This is a genomic window from Shouchella xiaoxiensis, assembly GCF_016907895.1.
Lineage (GTDB): Bacteria > Bacillota > Bacilli > Bacillales > Bacillaceae_D > Shouchella > Shouchella xiaoxiensis.
In genome coordinates this window covers 1-16,657 of the sequence record NZ_JAFBCV010000019.1, presented here as the reverse complement: position 1 = coordinate 16,657, position 16,657 = coordinate 1, and the positions used below count along the sequence as shown (strand labels likewise).

Genomic DNA, 16,657 nt, shown 5'->3' with positions numbered 1-16,657 from the left:
ATCCCCGTGGATAAACAATGTAACTGCATTCATAAATAAAAAGCAGAAAGGAGGTTATACACAGGTGAATATTTCATTAATCACGGTCGGCAAATTAAAAGAGAAATATTTAAGGCAAGGAATGGACGAGTACAAAAAACGGCTCGGAGCTTACGCAAAAATTCATGAGATCGAAGTAGCGGATGAAAAAGCGCCCGAGCATTTAAGCGAAGAAGACATGCGCATTGTAAAGAAGAAAGAAGGAGAACGGATCCTTGCAAAAATTGATGCAGATACGTATGTCATCGCCCTAGCGATAGAAGGAAAAATGAAGACGAGTGAGCAACTGGCCAAGAACATCGAGCAGCTCGGTACATACGGTAAAAGTAAAATTGCTTTCGTTATTGGCGGATCGCTCGGATTATCGGACGAAGTTTATGCTCGAGCAGATGAACTGCTGTCATTTTCTAAGATGACGTTCCCTCACCAGCTTATGAAGCTCGTTTTGCTGGAGCAGGTTTATAGGAGTTTTCGGATTATGCGCGGTGAACCGTACCATAAGTAAATGAGGTTGTGGGAAAGGAAAGGCACAATGTAATGTGCTTTTCTATACTATAGAGGGTCTTCCACTTTACTAGTTAAAAAGTTTATTGCAAAGAAGAAAATAGCACAGGCAGTTCAGAAAACAGTTTAATTCAGTACCGACTATGTTTACCATTTAAAACTCTCTTTGAAAAAATAGAGGGGGATTAGGGTGAAAGTTATTTAAGAATTAAGCTGACTTCTAATTATGATAAAGTAGATCACAATTATTAACCTTTTTCCAAATGAACCGTTGTAGTTTCCATAAACTGCGCGATAAAAAGACATTCTAATTGAATATCTGCTTAGGAAATATTATTTTCGTCGCCTTTATCCATACCTAGCTTAGTGTTCCTGAATTTAGTAAGCATTAAAATTAATCCAATTATAAAGGCTGCAATTGCAATCCAACCAATCATTGGGTCAAGCGGGATAACCTCTAAGAACGTTAATACAGCAATTATAGGCATAGTTATAACAGCGCCTAAGATCGTAGTATAACGTGATTTTTTCTTACCGAATTTTACGTTATTCATTAAATCGCCTCCCTATTATTGTTTTATTTTTGATAATACCCTTGGGGAGAAATGTAAAACAATTAATTCGCCGTATGACCAAAGGAAAACCATAAACTGGGCGGAAAATAAAAACATTTATAACGCTCAAGCCATTTTATACTATTCTCTGCTGTCTCAGTCTGTAAATTAGATAAATCATCATATTGCATGGTGCTCTGAAGATTGAATTATTGCTATTTAGTTAAAAACGAATCTTGATAGAGCTATCCCAATAAGAGCTCCGAATGAAGCTAAAACAAAATAAATAATGTACTTTTTCTTCATACATGACCTCGCTTTGATATCGCCATTTTAAACTAAAAACTATGTATAAATAGCGATATTATTTTCAAATTTAATTAACATTACATAGCCATTCTTGTGAAATTTAGCATTTTTAAATTTAGTAAATAGCAAAAATATGCCGATAATGAGGCAACTGCAAACCAACCTATTATCGGTTAAAGTGGAATAAGCGATAAAAAATAATTACAGCAATGTTTGGCATAGAAATTAAGTTGATTTTATTGTAGTGTATCGAGTGGTATAACGTGACTTTTTCATACCGAAATTTAAGTTAGACACTAAATCACCTCTTCAATATTTTCTTTTACTGTATAATACCCTTGGGAGGAAATATAAAACAGTCATCCTGGCGAATTGATCACGGCATGATTTTTATTTTTTATATGATGTACGTGTATATTATGGCGAACTTGTCCATCTATAATAACGCTTATAAATAATTTCTTACCAACTACTAATACTTCAGAAGCATCTCGTGCCTGATTCTTAAATGAACGTCAAAGATGTTTCGAGCATAATATAAATTAGGTGCAGCTTACCTATCCTAATTGATGTCTCCTTTTGCCCCCTGTGAAGAGGGGGTTACATACATGTCATAATAGCGATGAATATATTAAAACCATATACGATGAACAGAAAAAGAATTAAACTTCTGTTTTGCTTTTTAAGTTCTTAAAGAATCTTTTTAACCAAGTGTTAAGAAACAGCTTGATATGTTGTCGGAAAATTATTATTATAATGAAAAGGGGGGAGATATGTCTGAGTTCTATGTTGTGTTGGAAGGGTTGATTGCTGAATTTGGATCAAAATTAAACAGAGAGCTTACTAAAGAAGAAGTAAACTTCTTAGAAGATATCGCATCAAAATTGGAAGCCTCGACTGATTAACTCATTGCGTAGCAAATTTAATAAATCTTTAGGTAAATTATTATGCACTGCGTATTGATAAGCCTCATATAAGATCTCGATACTAATTTGCTTTAATGGCAAATGATAACCTCCTAAAATATTATAGAAACCCCGCCGTTGGAACGGGGCTCAGACCTTTTTTGAAGGGAAAAGGGAAGCTCAAATGTAACAGACAATAATTATATCGTCAATTAGCACTAATTTATTTATACTTCAAAAGCCCCGCTCGTTGAGCAGGGTTAAAAAGGATACAATGGGACTCCCACGGGGTCATGTGAAAGTCCATTAACTTCTGATGAGAAGTTGTTGTCAGAATAGCAAAGTAACTGTAGGCGGTCAACTAAAAGCATAAACTTTCATAAGACATGCTAATTACTCTTACTCATCTTTAAGATTCATTTGCTGGGTTCTTGCCTTTAAAAGAGACGATAAGTACTATTAAGCCAACAACAAAAGCACCTAAAGCTAACCACGAGAGTGTATTTGAAACAGGAATAACGTCTAAAAGACCGAGGATTGCTATTATAGGTAAGACAAATATTGTTCCTAAAATTCCTTGGAATCGTGAATGTCTTGCTCTGCCTTTAAAAGAAGCCATATGTTTCCCCTCCAGTTTTTACTATCCGATTGTGTCTCCGGCATCTCCATCAACTACCTCTATGTCATCTGGTACTTGGAACAGGGACTCATCGAATGATGGATTCAACTCATAATCAATTACATCATCTTGACTAGAGAATCCACCTTCTTCATCTTGCCCAGCTTCAACTTCTAAACGAACAGCATAAAAATTTTCTGTATCAAACCAGTAAGATCTTACTTCATCATCCATTTCAGCCTCTATATGATAAGCCTGATAGCCGTTTACTTCTTCTTCACCAACTAAAGTTAATTCAGCATTTTCAAGTAGATCCTCGTACTCGTGAGCCAATGTAGAAAAATCAAACTCCATAGAGTTTTCGACGCGTGTTGCCTCGGTGTCTCCCTCATCATACATAATCATATAATTGGGATCGTCATAATCAGTAAAGCCATAAGACACCACCTCATCAGCACCGGATTCTTCATCACTTTCAACTCCAACGCCAACTTCAGTTTCTGTACGATTATACATTTCATCGCCTTCTGAGAAGATCCATTCTTTTGTATTCATGTCTAAATCCATTTCAACGTCGTCAAGCTCTTCGTCCATGTCCTCTGATCCGAAATCAACGTCGCCGCTACCTTCCATTTCTATGTAAAGGCTTTCGAGATCGTCAAACAATGCAATGGCTTCATTAACAACGTCCTCAGCGGTCATGTCATCCTCGTCTGTATTATCTGTTTCGTCATCCGTGTCCGTTTCGGTCATTTCTGTTTCTTCGTTATTATTCGCTGTGTCATTTTCTTCTCCGTTTGAATTGTCATTACAAGCAACCAGTAACGCAGTTGTACTGCAAAGTGCAACGATAAGTGCTTTCTTCATAAAAATCACCCCTAGATGTAATTAATTCTCTCCTCTAGTAGCCTCTTCAACAGAATGTTAAACATCAAATTTGGAATTGATATGGAAACGTATAATACTATTTTTTTTGCACAAGCTTTTTGATTAACGTTTCGCTACTTTGTCTCACTCTTGAATGTTGTTTTGTTGCATCGCGCTTGACTACTCCGTTAATATATTATTATTAGAAAAACAAATTAAACATATATTAGAAAAAACATCTTAGCTTTATAAGATGTTTCTTGTCATGACTAGTATAAAAATTGCGTGCTTGCCATAATTTTTTTGAATAGGAATAGCTGCATTATAAAATATAGTAAAAAATTTGCTCAATAATGAACCCAAACGAACCAATTGGCTAAATGGTTTTTTTAGAGTTCAGTTAATTGTACTTTTTTAGTTAAATGTTAATTTCTTGATTTGTAAAATTAATAACTTCTTGAGTTAGTACAATATATGTCAATTTGAAAACCTATATCAAAGTACAAGTAGTTTTTATAATCAGGTAAGACAAGTTCCTTTGATTTAACATGATGAAAAATTTCTAAAGATTACTAAATCCCGATTACAATCTACGAAAAAAAACCATCATCTCTGTAAGAGATTCTGCTATTGTAAAGACCTATATTGTCTAACCCTGTTTAATGACTTGTGGCTCAATATCTCAGTGTATGTCATTTTTTAATTCCTGTTTCGCGTGAGACACCCGCGTCACTTCTTTTTTTTCGCCATCTACCATTCTTATTTTTTGATCTCACTGATCCAGTGGTTGGACCAGTCTTAACTATTGGTCCTTTTTTTTTTGAGAATTTGACATGCATTAATTCCTCCATAGTCTTATTTACTTTCAACAACTATTTCGGCAGAATAGTATTTAGTTTTAATGATTTAATTGTCTTAGCTTCAGTAACTTGAAGTTTTTTATATTTAATAACATTTCTGATGCTTTATCAGGGATAATTTTAAGTATGTTCAATTAGACAAAATTAAGTAATAAATAATAAATGAAGTCCCAGCTAATACACCGATCAAATATTTTATTATTTTGGTACCATTTTATCACCTCACGCACATGGTTAACAAAAACGAGACTTCTGCAATAAAGAAGTTATGTTACCCCCGACCCTGTACCAATATTTAGTAAATTACCTTTTTCAAAAAGACAGCCGTTACAGTCTCTCCAACTGCGGATGCATCATTGGCCATATGTATTAAGCGCATATTAAAGAACTTACTCAAAAGAGTTTAAATAAAATTTAAAAAGGTATAGTTTATAATATATTTAAATAAGAATGGAGGATAAGTATGAAAAAAACACTTTCAAATGCAGTTATAGCAAGTCTAGTTGTTGCTTTAATAACGGTCGTATTAAGCTTTATGATTCGTGGACATTTAAATTGGATGGATGTACTTAATTCAGTAATAGGTACGTTCATTATCTGGGCGGTATTTATCCCATTAGTGAATAAACATTGGAGAGGGCATCAAATAGATTAAAGGGATGTTTGTATAGTGCAATGATTTTGTTAATTAGATAGGGGACCTCTGAAAATATGGGTTTAGAAAAGTACTTTTCAAAGGTAAATTATGCTATTTTAAATAGTCTAACCTAACAGCCTTAATAGATGTTAAATGTAGCCCCGCAATAGTTTTTATTTAAAAAGATTATTATTTTTATTTTGAAATTTAATTCTAAAACTGTTGACAGAGAAAGCGCTATTATATATATTTAATTCAATAGCTAAAACGTTTTAGCTAAAATAGAAAGTATGGTGACTTATGGCAACTATCCGCGAAATTGCTGAGAAAGTTGGGGTTTCTGTTGGTACTGCTTCGTTTGTACTTAATGGAAAAGCTGACGACATGCGGATATCAAAAAAGACTCAAACACGCGTTCTCGAGGCTGCTAAAGAGCTTGGATACCAACCAAGTCTATCTGCAAGAAAATTGAGGGTTAAAGGTAAAGAAGTACCTGTTATTGCTATATTGTGGACACTAGATGCACGAACATCTCTCATCTCACGTTTTTTACAAGGCATACAATCCAAATCAACATATCAAGAAGGACAGTTCGAATTGCTTATCCAACCTTACGAAAATGGAAAACTACGTGAACTCCATGCTTTAAAGACTGGTCTACGTTTCAATGGAGCAATTATCGCAAATGCATCTGACGAAGATATGCACTACTTGGAGCAAGCTAATCTTAATTTACCGATTGTCGTTTATCAAAGGCACTCCAAAAATTACGCAACGGTCCTTGTAGATAGTGAAAAAACAGGGCGTGATGTAGCCAAAAAGTTTATCCAGAATGGTCATAAGCAAGTTAGCATTGTGATTCCAGAGGTGTCCTCTGAAGCAGTAGCCCTTCGTATAAAAGGCTTCTTAGAAGAATGTAGAGTTTATCAAATTGAGGTTGACGAGTTGTATGGTGATTTCTCCGAAGCAGGCGGCTATGCTGTAACCAAACAGCTCCTAATGGTATCCCCCCTGCCATCAGCTATTTTCTTTTTAAGTGATTACATGGCCATAGGTGCCCTGTCTGCCTTACACGAGGCTAATGTCAAGGTTCCAAAAGATATTCAATTAATTGGACATGATAATATGATTGCTACACAATTTACTATACCAACCCTTTCAACTGTTAACTTACCAGTTGAAGAGATGGCAGAGGCAAGTGTCAATTTACTTTTGAAGATTTTACGAAATGCAGCAGATCCACATGAACAGTTGAAATTTTCGAGTTATATACTCGAAAGAGAAAGCAGCTCCTTTGAATAGAGTTGCTTTCCTTAAAACGAATTGCTAAAACGTTTTAGCATAAAATGTAAGCGGAACCAAAAATATAAACTGAGGAGAGTTTTTTATGAAAAAAGGGTTTGTTTTATCAATATCATTAACTTGTGTTGCCGCTATTTTAGCTGGGTGTAATTCAGAAGCTGCTACTTACCCATCAAAGGAAATTAAAATCATTGTACCTAACGCACCTGGTGGAGGAACAGACATTGTTGCTCGAGGACTCGTCGACCATGCAAAAGATCAACTTAACACTACGGTTGTTGTAGAAAACAACACAGAGGGCGGTGGCATTACAGGATTGATTCAAGGGGCAAGTGCTGATGCAGATGGCTATACGTTAACAATGACCACAGTGGAGCTTGCTATGCTGCCCCATTTAGATAGATTACCGGTCACACATGAAGACTTTATACCAATTGTAGCACCTATTGCTGATCCGGCTTCAGTGATTGTTCCAAGTGATGCCCCATACGATACGGTGCAAGAATTTATTGAATATGCTAAAGCAAATCCAGGGGAAATTCAAGTGGGGAATTCTGGCATCGGTGCAGTTTGGCATCTAGCTGCGATAGCTCTGGAAGATGAATTTGATATTGATCTTTCACATATTCCGTATGATGGGGGAACGGCACCAGCGATTGCTGCATTGACTGGAGGGCATATTGATGCTGTAACTGCTGCTCCTGGAAATGCTATGGCTCAAATTAATGCCGGTGATTTAAAAGTACTCGGCGTAATGAGTGAAGAACGTCTTGAATTTCTACCAGACGTGCCTACATTAAAAGAGGAACTAAACTTCGATATCTCAATTCGTGCATGGGCTGCATTGTCTGTTCCTGCGGATACACCTGAAGAAGTATTGGAAGAGTTAAACGTTTTTGTAGAAACAGCTAAGGATCCAGAGTTTCAGACTTTTTTAAGCAATCAAGGAATTATTCCTGTTTCTTTTAATGGAGATGAGTTAGCTGAAATGATGGCAAACGATCATGAGATGTATAGCGAATTAATGAAAAACCTTGATTTATAAGGAGAGGTTGAGATTGGGGGACATGCAATGAAAATGGGAACAATTATTGCTGCACTATTTACCATAATCCTTGGTCTCTTTGTAGTCTGGCAATCCAAGGACTATCCAGCTCAAGTAGCATCGGCACCTGGACCAGGTATATATCCAACCGTATTAGGGTCCATATTGATTCTTCTAGGTATTCTACTTATTGTGCAAACCATTATATCAAAGAAAAGGGAAGCTATAAGTATTGCTTTCTCAAGTAAGCAAGCCATTTTTGTTTATAAAATAATGGGCATTTGTATTTTATATTGTATTGCATTACCTTATATAGGTTTTATTATTAGTTCTTTCATGTTTGTTGGAATAACGGGGTACCTTTTAGGGCAACGAAATTGGCTAGGTTTAATAATTACTCCTCTATTGGTTGTTGTAAGTATCTTCTTTATTTTTGGCTCATTATTTAACATACCTTTACCTAATCAAACCATTTTGTAAATGAGGGATACTTGTGGAAAACATATTTGCTGCGATGGAAACAGCTTTTACATTACCATCGATTATAGCAATTTTCGCGGGGGTATTAATTGGGATCATTATGGGCGTTTTACCGGGACTTACAGTGACGATGGGGGTTGCACTTCTTTTTCCGGTTACATTCGCTTTAGATGGTCTCTCAGGAATTCTTATGTTGCTCGGTATCTATATAGGTGCCGTTTATGGAGGATCTATTCCCGCAATCTTATTAAACACACCTGGAACACCGGCATCAGCCGCAACAATGATTGAAGGCTATCCATTAGTAAAAAAAGGGGAGGCGGGGCGTGCCTTAAAGCTCTCGACCATTGCTTCTGGTGTAGGTGGGATAACTTCAAACATCTTACTTATTTTAGTTGCTCCTATGCTTGCTGCGGTAGCCTTAAACTTTAGTGCGCCTGAATATTTTGCCTTAGCTATTTTTGGGATTAGTATCATTGTAAGCATATCAGCAGATTCCGTTACAAAAGGGTTAATTGGTGGCGTGTTTGGTCTACTTATTGCAACAGTTGGTATCGATGCTGTCACTGGCTATACTCGGTTTACTTTTGATTCAACTTATTTACTGGGCGGTATTTCATTTATTCCGGTACTCGTTGGCTTGTTCGCATTTTCGCAAACGTTGATTACAATTGAAGAGAATTTTGGCCAAAAACCGCAAAAAGCGTTACTAAAGATGAAAGGGTTCTTTCCAAGTAAAGCAGATTGGCGTGCGACTAGAGCACATATGTTTCGCTCTGGTTTAATTGGAACTTTCATTGGGACGATTCCCGGTACAGGTGGCGATATAGCAGCCTATGTCTCCTACAACGAATCCAAACGTTTTGCAAAAAAACCAGAAGAGTTTGGAAAGGGATCGATTGAGGGACTTGCTGCTCCAGAAGCAGGAAACAATGCTGTCACAGGAGGAGCAATGGTTCCGATGACAACTCTCGGTATACCAGGTGACTCTGTGACGGCCATTATTTTAGGGGCATTAATGATTCAAGGTATTCAACCAGGACCTTTACTCTTTAAGGAACAACCCGATCAAGTATACGGCTTGTTTCTAGGCTTACTGGTAGCGAATATAGTTATGGTGATTCTCGGTCTTATAGGAATACGATATTTTGCAAAGATTGTTCATGTTCCTAAAGCCATTCTTTCGCCGATTATCTTCATTCTTTGTTTTGTAGGTGCATTTGCAATTAACAACAGCATCATCGATGTATTTGTCATGGTTGGGGCTGGAATTCTCGGCTACATCTTAATTAAACTTAAATTCTCCATGTCACCAATTGTCCTGGGTATTATACTAGGCCCAATGATTGAAAGTAATATGCAACGCTCATTAATCATGTCAGGTGGGGACATTAGCATCTTTTTCACAAGACCGATTAGTGCTGCCTTTTTACTGTTAACTGCACTCGCACTTATCGCACCACCTTTTTTAAACTGGCGAAAGAGACGAAAACAAGAAAACACTTAAACTAGAGGAGGAAACAAGTAATGATTAATAAACTTACCGGGGCTCTTCCAAAAGTGGGCATTCGGCCAATAATAGACGGACGAAGAAAAGGGATACGTGAATCTCTCGAAACAAAAACAATGGAGATGGCGCAGTCGGTTGTTGATTTATTGCAATCTACCGTTCACTATCCAAATGGTGAAACTATTCAATGTGTCATCGCAGATACCACCATTGGTGGTGTGGCAGAAGCAGCCAAGTGTGAAGAGATATTTAAACAAGAACATGTTGGGCTAACAATTAGCGTGACGCCATGTTGGGCATATGGATCTGAAACAATTGATATGGACCCTTTTCGACCAAAAGCCATTTGGGGTTTTAATGGAACCGAAAGACCGGGTGCTGTGTATCTAGCAGCCGCGTTAGCGGCCCACAACCAACTCGGTTTACCGGCCTTTGGTATTTACGGGGAAGATGTTCAAGATATTGATATTAGTGAGATACCTGATGATGTTAAGCAAAAATTGGTGCAATTTACCCGAGCTGGACTTGCTGTAGCTATGATGAGAGACAAATCCTATCTAGCTATCGGGGGAGTTTCTATGGGTATTCTTGGGTCTCACGTAGACACGCGCTTCTTTAAATCATTCTTAGGCATGAGAAATGAATTCGTTGATATGTCAGAGTTTACACGACGAATAGAAGAAGGCATCTATGATGAAGTCGAGTTCGAAAAAGCAATAAAATGGACAAGGAAACATTGTCGAGAAGGGGATGACCTTAATCGGTCAGAGAGCCAACGCACACGCGATCAAAAAGACGAAGATTGGGCATATGTCGTAAAAATGTATTTGATTGCACGTGATCTTATGGTAGGTAATCCAACACTCTCCAGTAAAGGATTTTTAGAAGAAGCAGAAGGCCATCACGCTTTAATATCGGGTTTTCAGGGACAAAGACAATGGACTGATTATGCACCAAATGGCGATTTTATGGAGGCTCTATTAAATTCCTCATTTGATTGGAATGGGGCACGTGAACCTTATATCTTTGCAACTGAAAACGATAATTTGAATGCTGTTTCAATGCTTTTCGGTCACCTTCTTACAAATACATCGCAGCTCTTTGCAGATGTTCGATCTTTTTGGAGTCCTAAATCTATTTCCCGTGTCTGTAATGGATACTCCTTAAAAGGTAAAGCTGAACACGGCATTATACATCTCATTAATTCTGGAGCAGCGAGTCTTGATTTTACCGGCCATCATAAACGAAATGGAGAACCCGTTGTAAAACCTTTTTGGGAAATCACAACGAATGAAGTGGAGTCGTCGTTACATGCAACAACGTGGTATCCAGCCACCACTGAATATTTCCGAGGAGGAGGTTTCTCTTCACAGTTTGTTACAGACGGTGAAATGCCTGTTACCATGTGTCGTGTCAATTTAATAGAAGGCATTGGACCAGTCTTACAAATTGCAGAAGGCTACACTGTAACACTACCATCAGAAGTTCACGAAGTCTTAAACAAACGAACGGATCCAACCTGGCCTTCTACTTGGTTTGCACCACGATTGACTGGAGAAGGTGCTTTTGCTGATGTTTATTCTGTTATGAACCATTGGGGATCAAATCATGCCGCGATCAGCTATGGTCACATAGGAGGCTCTCTCATTACACTTGCATCAATGCTAAGAATCCCTGTTTCTATGCATAATATAGATGATAAGAAAATCTTCCGTCCAAGCGCTTGGAATGCATTTGGAACAAAAGATAAAGAAGCTGCTGACTATCGTGCATGTCATTCTTACGGACCATTATATGGAAAATAAAAAAATGTAGATTGGAGCGAGAAGCATGAACACATCTCATGAAGGTAAATACTATGCTTTCAATGATGAGACCGTACCTTTCTCACTATGCCATGCGTCAAATTGCTTTATCTTACCGAATAAGAATATTCTCGTTGCTTGGTTTGCAGGATCTTATGAAGGAGCTGACGATACAGCAATTTGGATGACAACAGTCGATGAAAAAGGATTTAGCCTACCTGTTATTGTCGCAAATGATGGCGACATTCCCCATTGGAACCCCGTCTTTTTTATGGAGAGCGAAGATCAAAAAATTTGGTTACTGTATAAAATAGGTCGACAGATAGACACGTGGCAAACCATGGTACGTTACTCAAACGATTTAGGGCGAACATGGACAAATCCACAGGAACTTGTTGCAGGAGACAGAGGAGGAAGAGGACCAGTTCGAACAAAAATGATCTCAGTAAATAACGGGACAATCTTAGCTGGTGGCTCAGTTGAAAAAGGTATTTGGCATTCATTTATTGATCGCTCATTGGACGGTGGTCTCAATTGGGTCAAATCAGAATCCATCGCTATTCCAGGTTTAGTCTATTCTGGACACCGTACCGCAACAAGCGATATTGCTGTATCCGAACAATCTTTTTATGGACGTGGTGTCATTCAACCTACTTTGTGGACTCATGGAACAGAAGATGTGTATGCATTAATGCGCTCTTCAGAAGGAGTTTTATTTCGTTCGAATTCACATGACTACGGGCTGACGTGGAGTGATCCTGTCAAAACAGATTTTCCGAATAATAATAGTGGAATTGATATCGTAACGCTCTCATCAGGTAATCTTGTAATGTGCTCGAATCCAGTCGAATTAAATTGGGGACCAAGAAGTCCCCTTTGCTTGCATCTATCAAAGGATAACGGGTTCACATGGGAATTGTTGTGTACCCTTGAGGAGGGTGAGGGTGAATACTCTTATCCATCATTAACAAGAAAAGAACATATCGTTTGTCTATCCTATACATGGAACCGCAAAAGCATTGTTGTTTGGCGGTTCGATGAGAGGAAATGGGAGGAGTAAAAATAATGGAGAGAAATTTTCCAGGTGGGGTGTGGCCAGTGATGCTAACACCTTTTAAAGAGAACGCTATTGATTATAAAGCCTTAGAAGAATTAATTGAATGGTACATTAGAAATAACGTAAGTGGATTATTTTCGGTTTGTCAATCGAGTGAAATGTTTTTTTTAACGGATGAGGAAGCAACTAATTTAGCTGCCTTTATTACGAAGAAAGTAAATGGTCGTATACCAGTAATTGCATCTGGACATACAGCAGATACAATTGAAAAACAAGCAAAACAAGTGAAAAACATGTATTCTACAGGTGTAGACGCTGTTATATTGATTACTAATCGCTTAGCTAACGAAGAAGAAAATGATACAACCTTTGAAACAAATGTCAACCAACTACTTGATCTCATTCCATCTCATATCCCTCTTGGCTTTTATGAATGTCCTGTCCCTTACAAGCGGTTAATTCAACCTGGCATTTTAAGAAGATTAGCCCAAACAGGTCGATTCTATTTCTTAAAAGATACGTGTTGTGACCAACAACAAATTGAGGGAAAAATAAACGCTGTAGAGGGAACCGCTTTACGTATCTATAATGCTAACACGGCAACTCTACTAGACACACTTAAAGCTGGTGTATTCGGATATAGTGGTGTCATGGCGAATTTTCAACCTGATTTGTACGCATGGCTTGTTAACAATTATGAAAAAGAACCCATACGTGCAAAAGAGTTGCAAAATTTCTTAAGTATGTCTGCATTAATTGAACGCCAACATTATCCAGCTAATGCAAAATACTATTTACAGACACTTGGCTTATCTTGGTTAGAAGATACGAGAGTAAACGCAAATCAGGTTTTAAACTCTACAGAAAAAACAGAAGTACGCCAGTTAAAAGAATTGACAAATGAGTATCGCAAACGATTAGAGAAGTGGATTGTCTAAAAGGAGTTGTAACATGTCATACGTGATTGGAATCGATTTTGGAACTGCTTCCGCTCGAGCACTCCTCTATAATTTAAAGACAAATAAGGAAAGTGCTGTAGCCGTTAAAGAGTATAAACATGGCGTGATGGACCATACCTTACCAGATGGAACAAAACTTAAAGAAGATTGGGCCTTGCAGCACCCAACTGATTACTTGGAAGCAATGACGGATACAATCCGAACTATAATGGATGAAGAAAACGTTAATCCCCATCACGTAATTGGGATAGGAATTGATTTTACTGCTTCCACCATACTGCCTTTAAATGCGGCCGGGGAGCCTCTATGTCTAGACAATGAACATGCACACAATCCGCACAGTTGGGTTAAACTTTGGAAACATCACGCAGCACAAGAAGAAGCTGACCAAATCACGCAACTGGCCAAGAATAGAGAAGAAACCTTTCTTAAACGTTATGGGGGGAAAATATCTTCTGAATGGATGCTTCCAAAAATACTACAAATGTTAAAAGAGGCTCCACATCTGTTTAAACGAACCGATCTGTTTATGGAGGCTGGTGACTGGTTAGTCTATCAATTAACAGGTGAGCTTATTCGATCTAGTAATACAGCTGGATACAAAGGTTTATGGAATAAAAGCGAAGGTTATCCATCAAAGGATTTTCTTTCAGAACTTCACCCTCAACTTAAAGATATTTACGATACGAAATTACGTGGAGAAGTTCGTACGATCGGAAAAAAAGCAGGAGCCTTATCGGTGCAAATGGCAGAGAGATTAGGTCTTGTTGCCGGTACAGCGGTTGCAGTAAATGTCATTGATGCTCATGCAGCAGTACCTGCCGTAGGCGCCGTGAAACCTGGCCAAATGGTGCTTGCGATGGGAACTTCGACTTGTCATATGTTGCTTTCAGAGAATGAAAATTTAGTAGAAGGTGTGTGTGGAACGGTCGCTGATGGAATTTTACCTGGTTTCATAAGTTATGAGACCGGACAAGTGGCGGTAGGAGACTCGTTTGCATGGTTTGTTGAACAGGCTATTTCAGCGGATGTAGTAATTGCTGCTAAAAATGAGGGAATTAACATCCATACTTGGCTAGAAAAAGAGGCCAATAAACAGGTTCCAGGCGAACATGGTCTAATGGCCTTGGATTGGTGGAATGGAAACCGAAGTATTTTAGTTGATGCTCATTTGTCTGGTGCCATTATTGGTCTAACTTTAGCAACGAAACCAGCAGATATTTATCGCTCCTTACTTGAATCAACCGCATATGGCACAAGAATTATTGTGGAAACGTTTCAAAATAATCAAGTTCCAGTAACTGCACTTTTTGCTTGTGGGGGTCTCCCTAAAAAAAATAAACTTTTCATGCAAATTTATGCAGATGTACTGAATAGAGACATTTATCTAGCTGATTCAGAAGAAGTTACGGCTCTAGGAGCAGCAATGTTTGGTGCTACTGCGGCTGGCAAAAAAGCCGGTGGGTTCGATACAATCTATAATGCTGCAGAAGAGATGGCAAGAGTAAATACGGAACCAATACGCCCAATACCTGAAAACGTAGCCAAGTACGAAACGCTCTTTCAACTTTATAAAGAAATGCACGAACACTTCGGGAGATCGCATAAAGAATGGATGTATCAATTAAGAAGTATAAAAAGTACTGTTTAATTAAATAGACTATTGTTCAAATTAAAAATCTGATTAGAGCCTTTGGGTTCTAATCAGTTTAACGCTTTTTCTAATAATGGCGTTTGAATCAATAATCAATCTCTTTCTTACATCTAAAATCCTCTGTACACTAATTATGGGACGAATAACTAAGCACTCAAAATATATAATAATCATATTATTCTTATTTTAATTGCTGGAGGGGCAGCAATTTTTTGACTAAATACATTCATTCAAAAGTTAATAAAACTCATGGCTAGGGTTAATAATTAATGCAAGCGATGCTACAAATGTTCAAAAAGGTAACGAATGGAACAAATAATGACGTTACTGAACTTGGACTAGCTGTATCGACTTTGCTCAAGCTATTACGACTATTCAAAGTGCAATCAATAAAGTCTCTAACGAGCGTTCAAATCTTGGTGCTAAACAAAAAGCGCTTAAAGCACACAATATTCAATGGAAGTTGGAAATTCTGGGGTTTTTACAAGTTTAATCTTAGATGCTTTAGATGGTGGTGCTGCAGATCCTTTAGGTAATGTAAGTGTCTCAAGTACGTATGGTTATACAGATCAAGCATTAGGGGCCTGTGATCAAAGACCACTATTAAAAGCTAATTTATCAAAGTTAACCGCTTTGCGAAAATGTTTACCAAAAATCAAGTTATCGGATCTAGATACTCTACTTCTTTTTCAAACTCCTTTTGACCATTATTATCTTGATTCATCTTACGAGCATTCATGTGAGAATGCTAACGACGAAAATGTTTTAATTCTTAAGTCATTACAGCGATGCTGTTCAGCAGGATTAGTTAAACCTGAGGGGGAAGATCACATGTATTATGCTGCTATAAACAATAAAAGTTGTGTGCTAACCCCTGTAGGTCGACATTATTGGTCTTTGAGAAAGAGCAATAAGATATGAAGATAGGTATAACAGGCCATCAAGACTTATCAGAAGTTCCATCAATTAATAAACTTAAAGCTTTGTTAAAGTTATTAATAGAGCGGGAGGGTGGAAATTTAGCTTATACATCTTTAGCAATAGGAGCAGACCAGATTTTTGCTGATGTTTGTACAGAATTATCAATTGATTATTGTGCAATAATTCCAGCGGAAGACTATATAAAAAACTTTGATAAAAAAGAAAAATCAAACTATAAAAGATTGTTGAATGGTGCTACTAATATTCATCTTATGCCTTTCAAGAAATCTACTGAGGAAGCTTTTTACAGAGCAGGTCTTTATATAAGTGATTGTTCAGATTGTATTGTTGCAATTTGGGACGGAGAAGAAGCAAAAGGTTTAGGTGGAACAGGAGATATAGTTAAATATAGCGTAGATAAAGGGATAAAAGTGATTCATGTTCATCCTAGCACATTATCAGTCACATATTTATAGAGTAAAGGATTGATTTTTAAATTTTTACTTGAAAAAAACCCCCCTTTTTACAGCTTAGTTAGACTGACCTAGTCATTTGGGACAGTAATAAAACACCTACTTATTAAGCTGCCATATTACCGAACTCTATCGGTGTGTGGTAGCTTAATTTTTT

General features: G+C 37.5%; 17 protein-coding genes. 13 read left to right on the top strand and 4 right to left on the bottom strand.

The genetic code is table 11. The annotated features are described in order from the left end of the window. The first annotated feature begins 64 nt into the window (after positions 1-64). The gene (rlmH, locus tag JOC54_RS20585; protein ID WP_204468829.1) at positions 65-544 is read left to right on the top strand and encodes a 23S rRNA (pseudouridine(1915)-N(3))-methyltransferase RlmH; all 480 of its coding nucleotides are present in this window, start codon (positions 65-67) and stop codon (positions 542-544) included. 322 nt (positions 545-866) lie between these two features. Here the strand turns inward: rlmH and JOC54_RS20580 are convergent, their stop codons facing one another. Beyond that, a complete protein-coding gene (locus JOC54_RS20580) occupies positions 867-1,097 on the bottom strand; it encodes a hypothetical protein (protein WP_204468827.1) in 231 nt (76 codons plus the stop codon). A gap of 1,082 nt (positions 1,098-2,179) precedes the next feature. Between JOC54_RS20580 and JOC54_RS23285 the strand changes: the two genes are divergently transcribed. Continuing rightward, positions 2,180-2,311, top strand: coding sequence for a hypothetical protein (locus JOC54_RS23285; RefSeq protein ID WP_275582735.1), 132 nt, complete (start codon positions 2,180-2,182; stop codon positions 2,309-2,311). Here JOC54_RS23285 and JOC54_RS23470 read toward each other — a convergent pair. The 3 genes from JOC54_RS23470 to JOC54_RS20570 all read right to left on the bottom strand — a co-directional run bounded on the left by JOC54_RS23470 (position 2,285) and on the right by JOC54_RS20570 (position 3,797). Continuing rightward, positions 2,285-2,359: a hypothetical protein gene (locus tag JOC54_RS23470; RefSeq protein ID WP_367617846.1), complete on the bottom strand. Its 75-nt coding sequence runs from the start codon at positions 2,357-2,359 to the stop codon at positions 2,285-2,287. The two genes, JOC54_RS23285 and JOC54_RS23470, sit on opposite strands and share 27 nt — an antisense overlap. Positions 2,360-2,720: 361 nt before the next feature. Beyond that, positions 2,721-2,930: a DUF805 domain-containing protein gene (locus JOC54_RS20575; protein ID WP_204468825.1), complete on the bottom strand. Its 210-nt coding sequence runs from the start codon at positions 2,928-2,930 to the stop codon at positions 2,721-2,723. A gap of 21 nt (positions 2,931-2,951) precedes the next feature. After that, positions 2,952-3,797, bottom strand: a complete 846-nt coding sequence (locus JOC54_RS20570; RefSeq protein ID WP_204468823.1) for a LolA family protein — start codon at positions 3,795-3,797, stop codon at positions 2,952-2,954. Positions 3,798-5,120: 1,323 nt separating this feature from the next. On the opposite strand from JOC54_RS20570, the gene JOC54_RS20565 reads away from it, so the two are divergent. The 11 genes from JOC54_RS20565 (at position 5,121) to JOC54_RS20515 (ending at position 16,503) form a co-directional block, all read left to right on the top strand. After that, positions 5,121-5,312: a hypothetical protein gene (locus tag JOC54_RS20565; RefSeq protein WP_204468821.1), complete on the top strand. Its 192-nt coding sequence runs from the start codon at positions 5,121-5,123 to the stop codon at positions 5,310-5,312. Positions 5,313-5,594: 282 nt separating this feature from the next. Further along, the gene (locus tag JOC54_RS20560) at positions 5,595-6,596 is read left to right on the top strand and encodes a LacI family DNA-binding transcriptional regulator (RefSeq protein WP_204468818.1); all 1,002 of its coding nucleotides are present in this window, start codon (positions 5,595-5,597) and stop codon (positions 6,594-6,596) included. A gap of 85 nt (positions 6,597-6,681) precedes the next feature. Next, positions 6,682-7,641, top strand: a complete 960-nt coding sequence (locus JOC54_RS20555) for a tripartite tricarboxylate transporter substrate binding protein (protein ID WP_204468816.1) — start codon at positions 6,682-6,684, stop codon at positions 7,639-7,641. A 27-nt stretch (positions 7,642-7,668) separates the two neighbouring features. Continuing rightward, entirely contained in the window at positions 7,669-8,121 is a 453-nt protein-coding gene (locus JOC54_RS20550; protein ID WP_204468814.1) for a tripartite tricarboxylate transporter TctB family protein, read from the top strand. 13 nt (positions 8,122-8,134) lie between these two features. Then, positions 8,135-9,628: a tripartite tricarboxylate transporter permease gene (locus JOC54_RS20545; protein ID WP_367617844.1), complete on the top strand. Its 1,494-nt coding sequence runs from the start codon at positions 8,135-8,137 to the stop codon at positions 9,626-9,628. Positions 9,629-9,648: 20 nt separating this feature from the next. After that, positions 9,649-11,436: an L-fucose isomerase gene (locus JOC54_RS20540; RefSeq protein ID WP_204468812.1), complete on the top strand. Its 1,788-nt coding sequence runs from the start codon at positions 9,649-9,651 to the stop codon at positions 11,434-11,436. A 25-nt stretch (positions 11,437-11,461) separates the two neighbouring features. Continuing rightward, on the top strand, positions 11,462-12,496 hold the full coding sequence (locus JOC54_RS20535) for a sialidase family protein (protein WP_204468810.1): 1,035 nt from the start codon (positions 11,462-11,464) through the stop codon (positions 12,494-12,496). A 5-nt stretch (positions 12,497-12,501) separates the two neighbouring features. Then, the gene (locus JOC54_RS20530) at positions 12,502-13,431 is read left to right on the top strand and encodes a dihydrodipicolinate synthase family protein (protein WP_204468808.1); all 930 of its coding nucleotides are present in this window, start codon (positions 12,502-12,504) and stop codon (positions 13,429-13,431) included. Between the two features lie 13 nt (positions 13,432-13,444). Continuing rightward, on the top strand, positions 13,445-15,103 hold the full coding sequence (locus tag JOC54_RS20525; RefSeq protein WP_204468806.1) for a ribulokinase: 1,659 nt from the start codon (positions 13,445-13,447) through the stop codon (positions 15,101-15,103). Positions 15,104-15,562: 459 nt separating this feature from the next. Then, the gene (locus JOC54_RS20520) at positions 15,563-16,027 is read left to right on the top strand and encodes a hypothetical protein (RefSeq protein ID WP_204468804.1); all 465 of its coding nucleotides are present in this window, start codon (positions 15,563-15,565) and stop codon (positions 16,025-16,027) included. Beyond that, a complete protein-coding gene (locus JOC54_RS20515; protein ID WP_204468802.1) occupies positions 16,024-16,503 on the top strand; it encodes a hypothetical protein in 480 nt (159 codons plus the stop codon). The genes JOC54_RS20520 and JOC54_RS20515 overlap by 4 nt, the downstream gene beginning before the upstream one ends. Positions 16,504-16,657: the final 154 nt, after the last annotated feature.

What these genes read in the sequence shown, in the direction of transcription:
- JOC54_RS20560 (WP_204468818.1), top strand. Translation starts at nt 5,595, where the DNA reads ATGGCAACTATCCGCGAAATTGCTGAGAAAGTTGGGGTTTCTGTTGGT.
- JOC54_RS20525 (WP_204468806.1), top strand. Translation starts at nt 13,445, where the DNA reads ATGTCATACGTGATTGGAATCGATTTTGGAACTGCTTCCGCTCGAGCA.
- JOC54_RS23285 (WP_275582735.1), top strand. Translation starts at nt 2,180, where the DNA reads ATGTCTGAGTTCTATGTTGTGTTGGAAGGGTTGATTGCTGAATTTGGA.
- JOC54_RS20520 (WP_204468804.1), top strand. Translation starts at nt 15,563, where the DNA reads ATGGAAGTTGGAAATTCTGGGGTTTTTACAAGTTTAATCTTAGATGCT.
- JOC54_RS20570 (WP_204468823.1), bottom strand. Translation starts at nt 3,797, where the DNA reads ATGAAGAAAGCACTTATCGTTGCACTTTGCAGTACAACTGCGTTACTG.
- JOC54_RS20575 (WP_204468825.1), bottom strand. Translation starts at nt 2,930, where the DNA reads ATGGCTTCTTTTAAAGGCAGAGCAAGACATTCACGATTCCAAGGAATT.
- JOC54_RS20565 (WP_204468821.1), top strand. Translation starts at nt 5,121, where the DNA reads ATGAAAAAAACACTTTCAAATGCAGTTATAGCAAGTCTAGTTGTTGCT.
- JOC54_RS20580 (WP_204468827.1), bottom strand. Translation starts at nt 1,097, where the DNA reads ATGAATAACGTAAAATTCGGTAAGAAAAAATCACGTTATACTACGATC.
- JOC54_RS20515 (WP_204468802.1), top strand. Translation starts at nt 16,024, where the DNA reads ATGAAGATAGGTATAACAGGCCATCAAGACTTATCAGAAGTTCCATCA.
- JOC54_RS20550 (WP_204468814.1), top strand. Translation starts at nt 7,669, where the DNA reads ATGAAAATGGGAACAATTATTGCTGCACTATTTACCATAATCCTTGGT.
- JOC54_RS20535 (WP_204468810.1), top strand. Translation starts at nt 11,462, where the DNA reads ATGAACACATCTCATGAAGGTAAATACTATGCTTTCAATGATGAGACC.
- JOC54_RS20530 (WP_204468808.1), top strand. Translation starts at nt 12,502, where the DNA reads ATGGAGAGAAATTTTCCAGGTGGGGTGTGGCCAGTGATGCTAACACCT.
- JOC54_RS20555 (WP_204468816.1), top strand. Translation starts at nt 6,682, where the DNA reads ATGAAAAAAGGGTTTGTTTTATCAATATCATTAACTTGTGTTGCCGCT.
- JOC54_RS20540 (WP_204468812.1), top strand. Translation starts at nt 9,649, where the DNA reads ATGATTAATAAACTTACCGGGGCTCTTCCAAAAGTGGGCATTCGGCCA.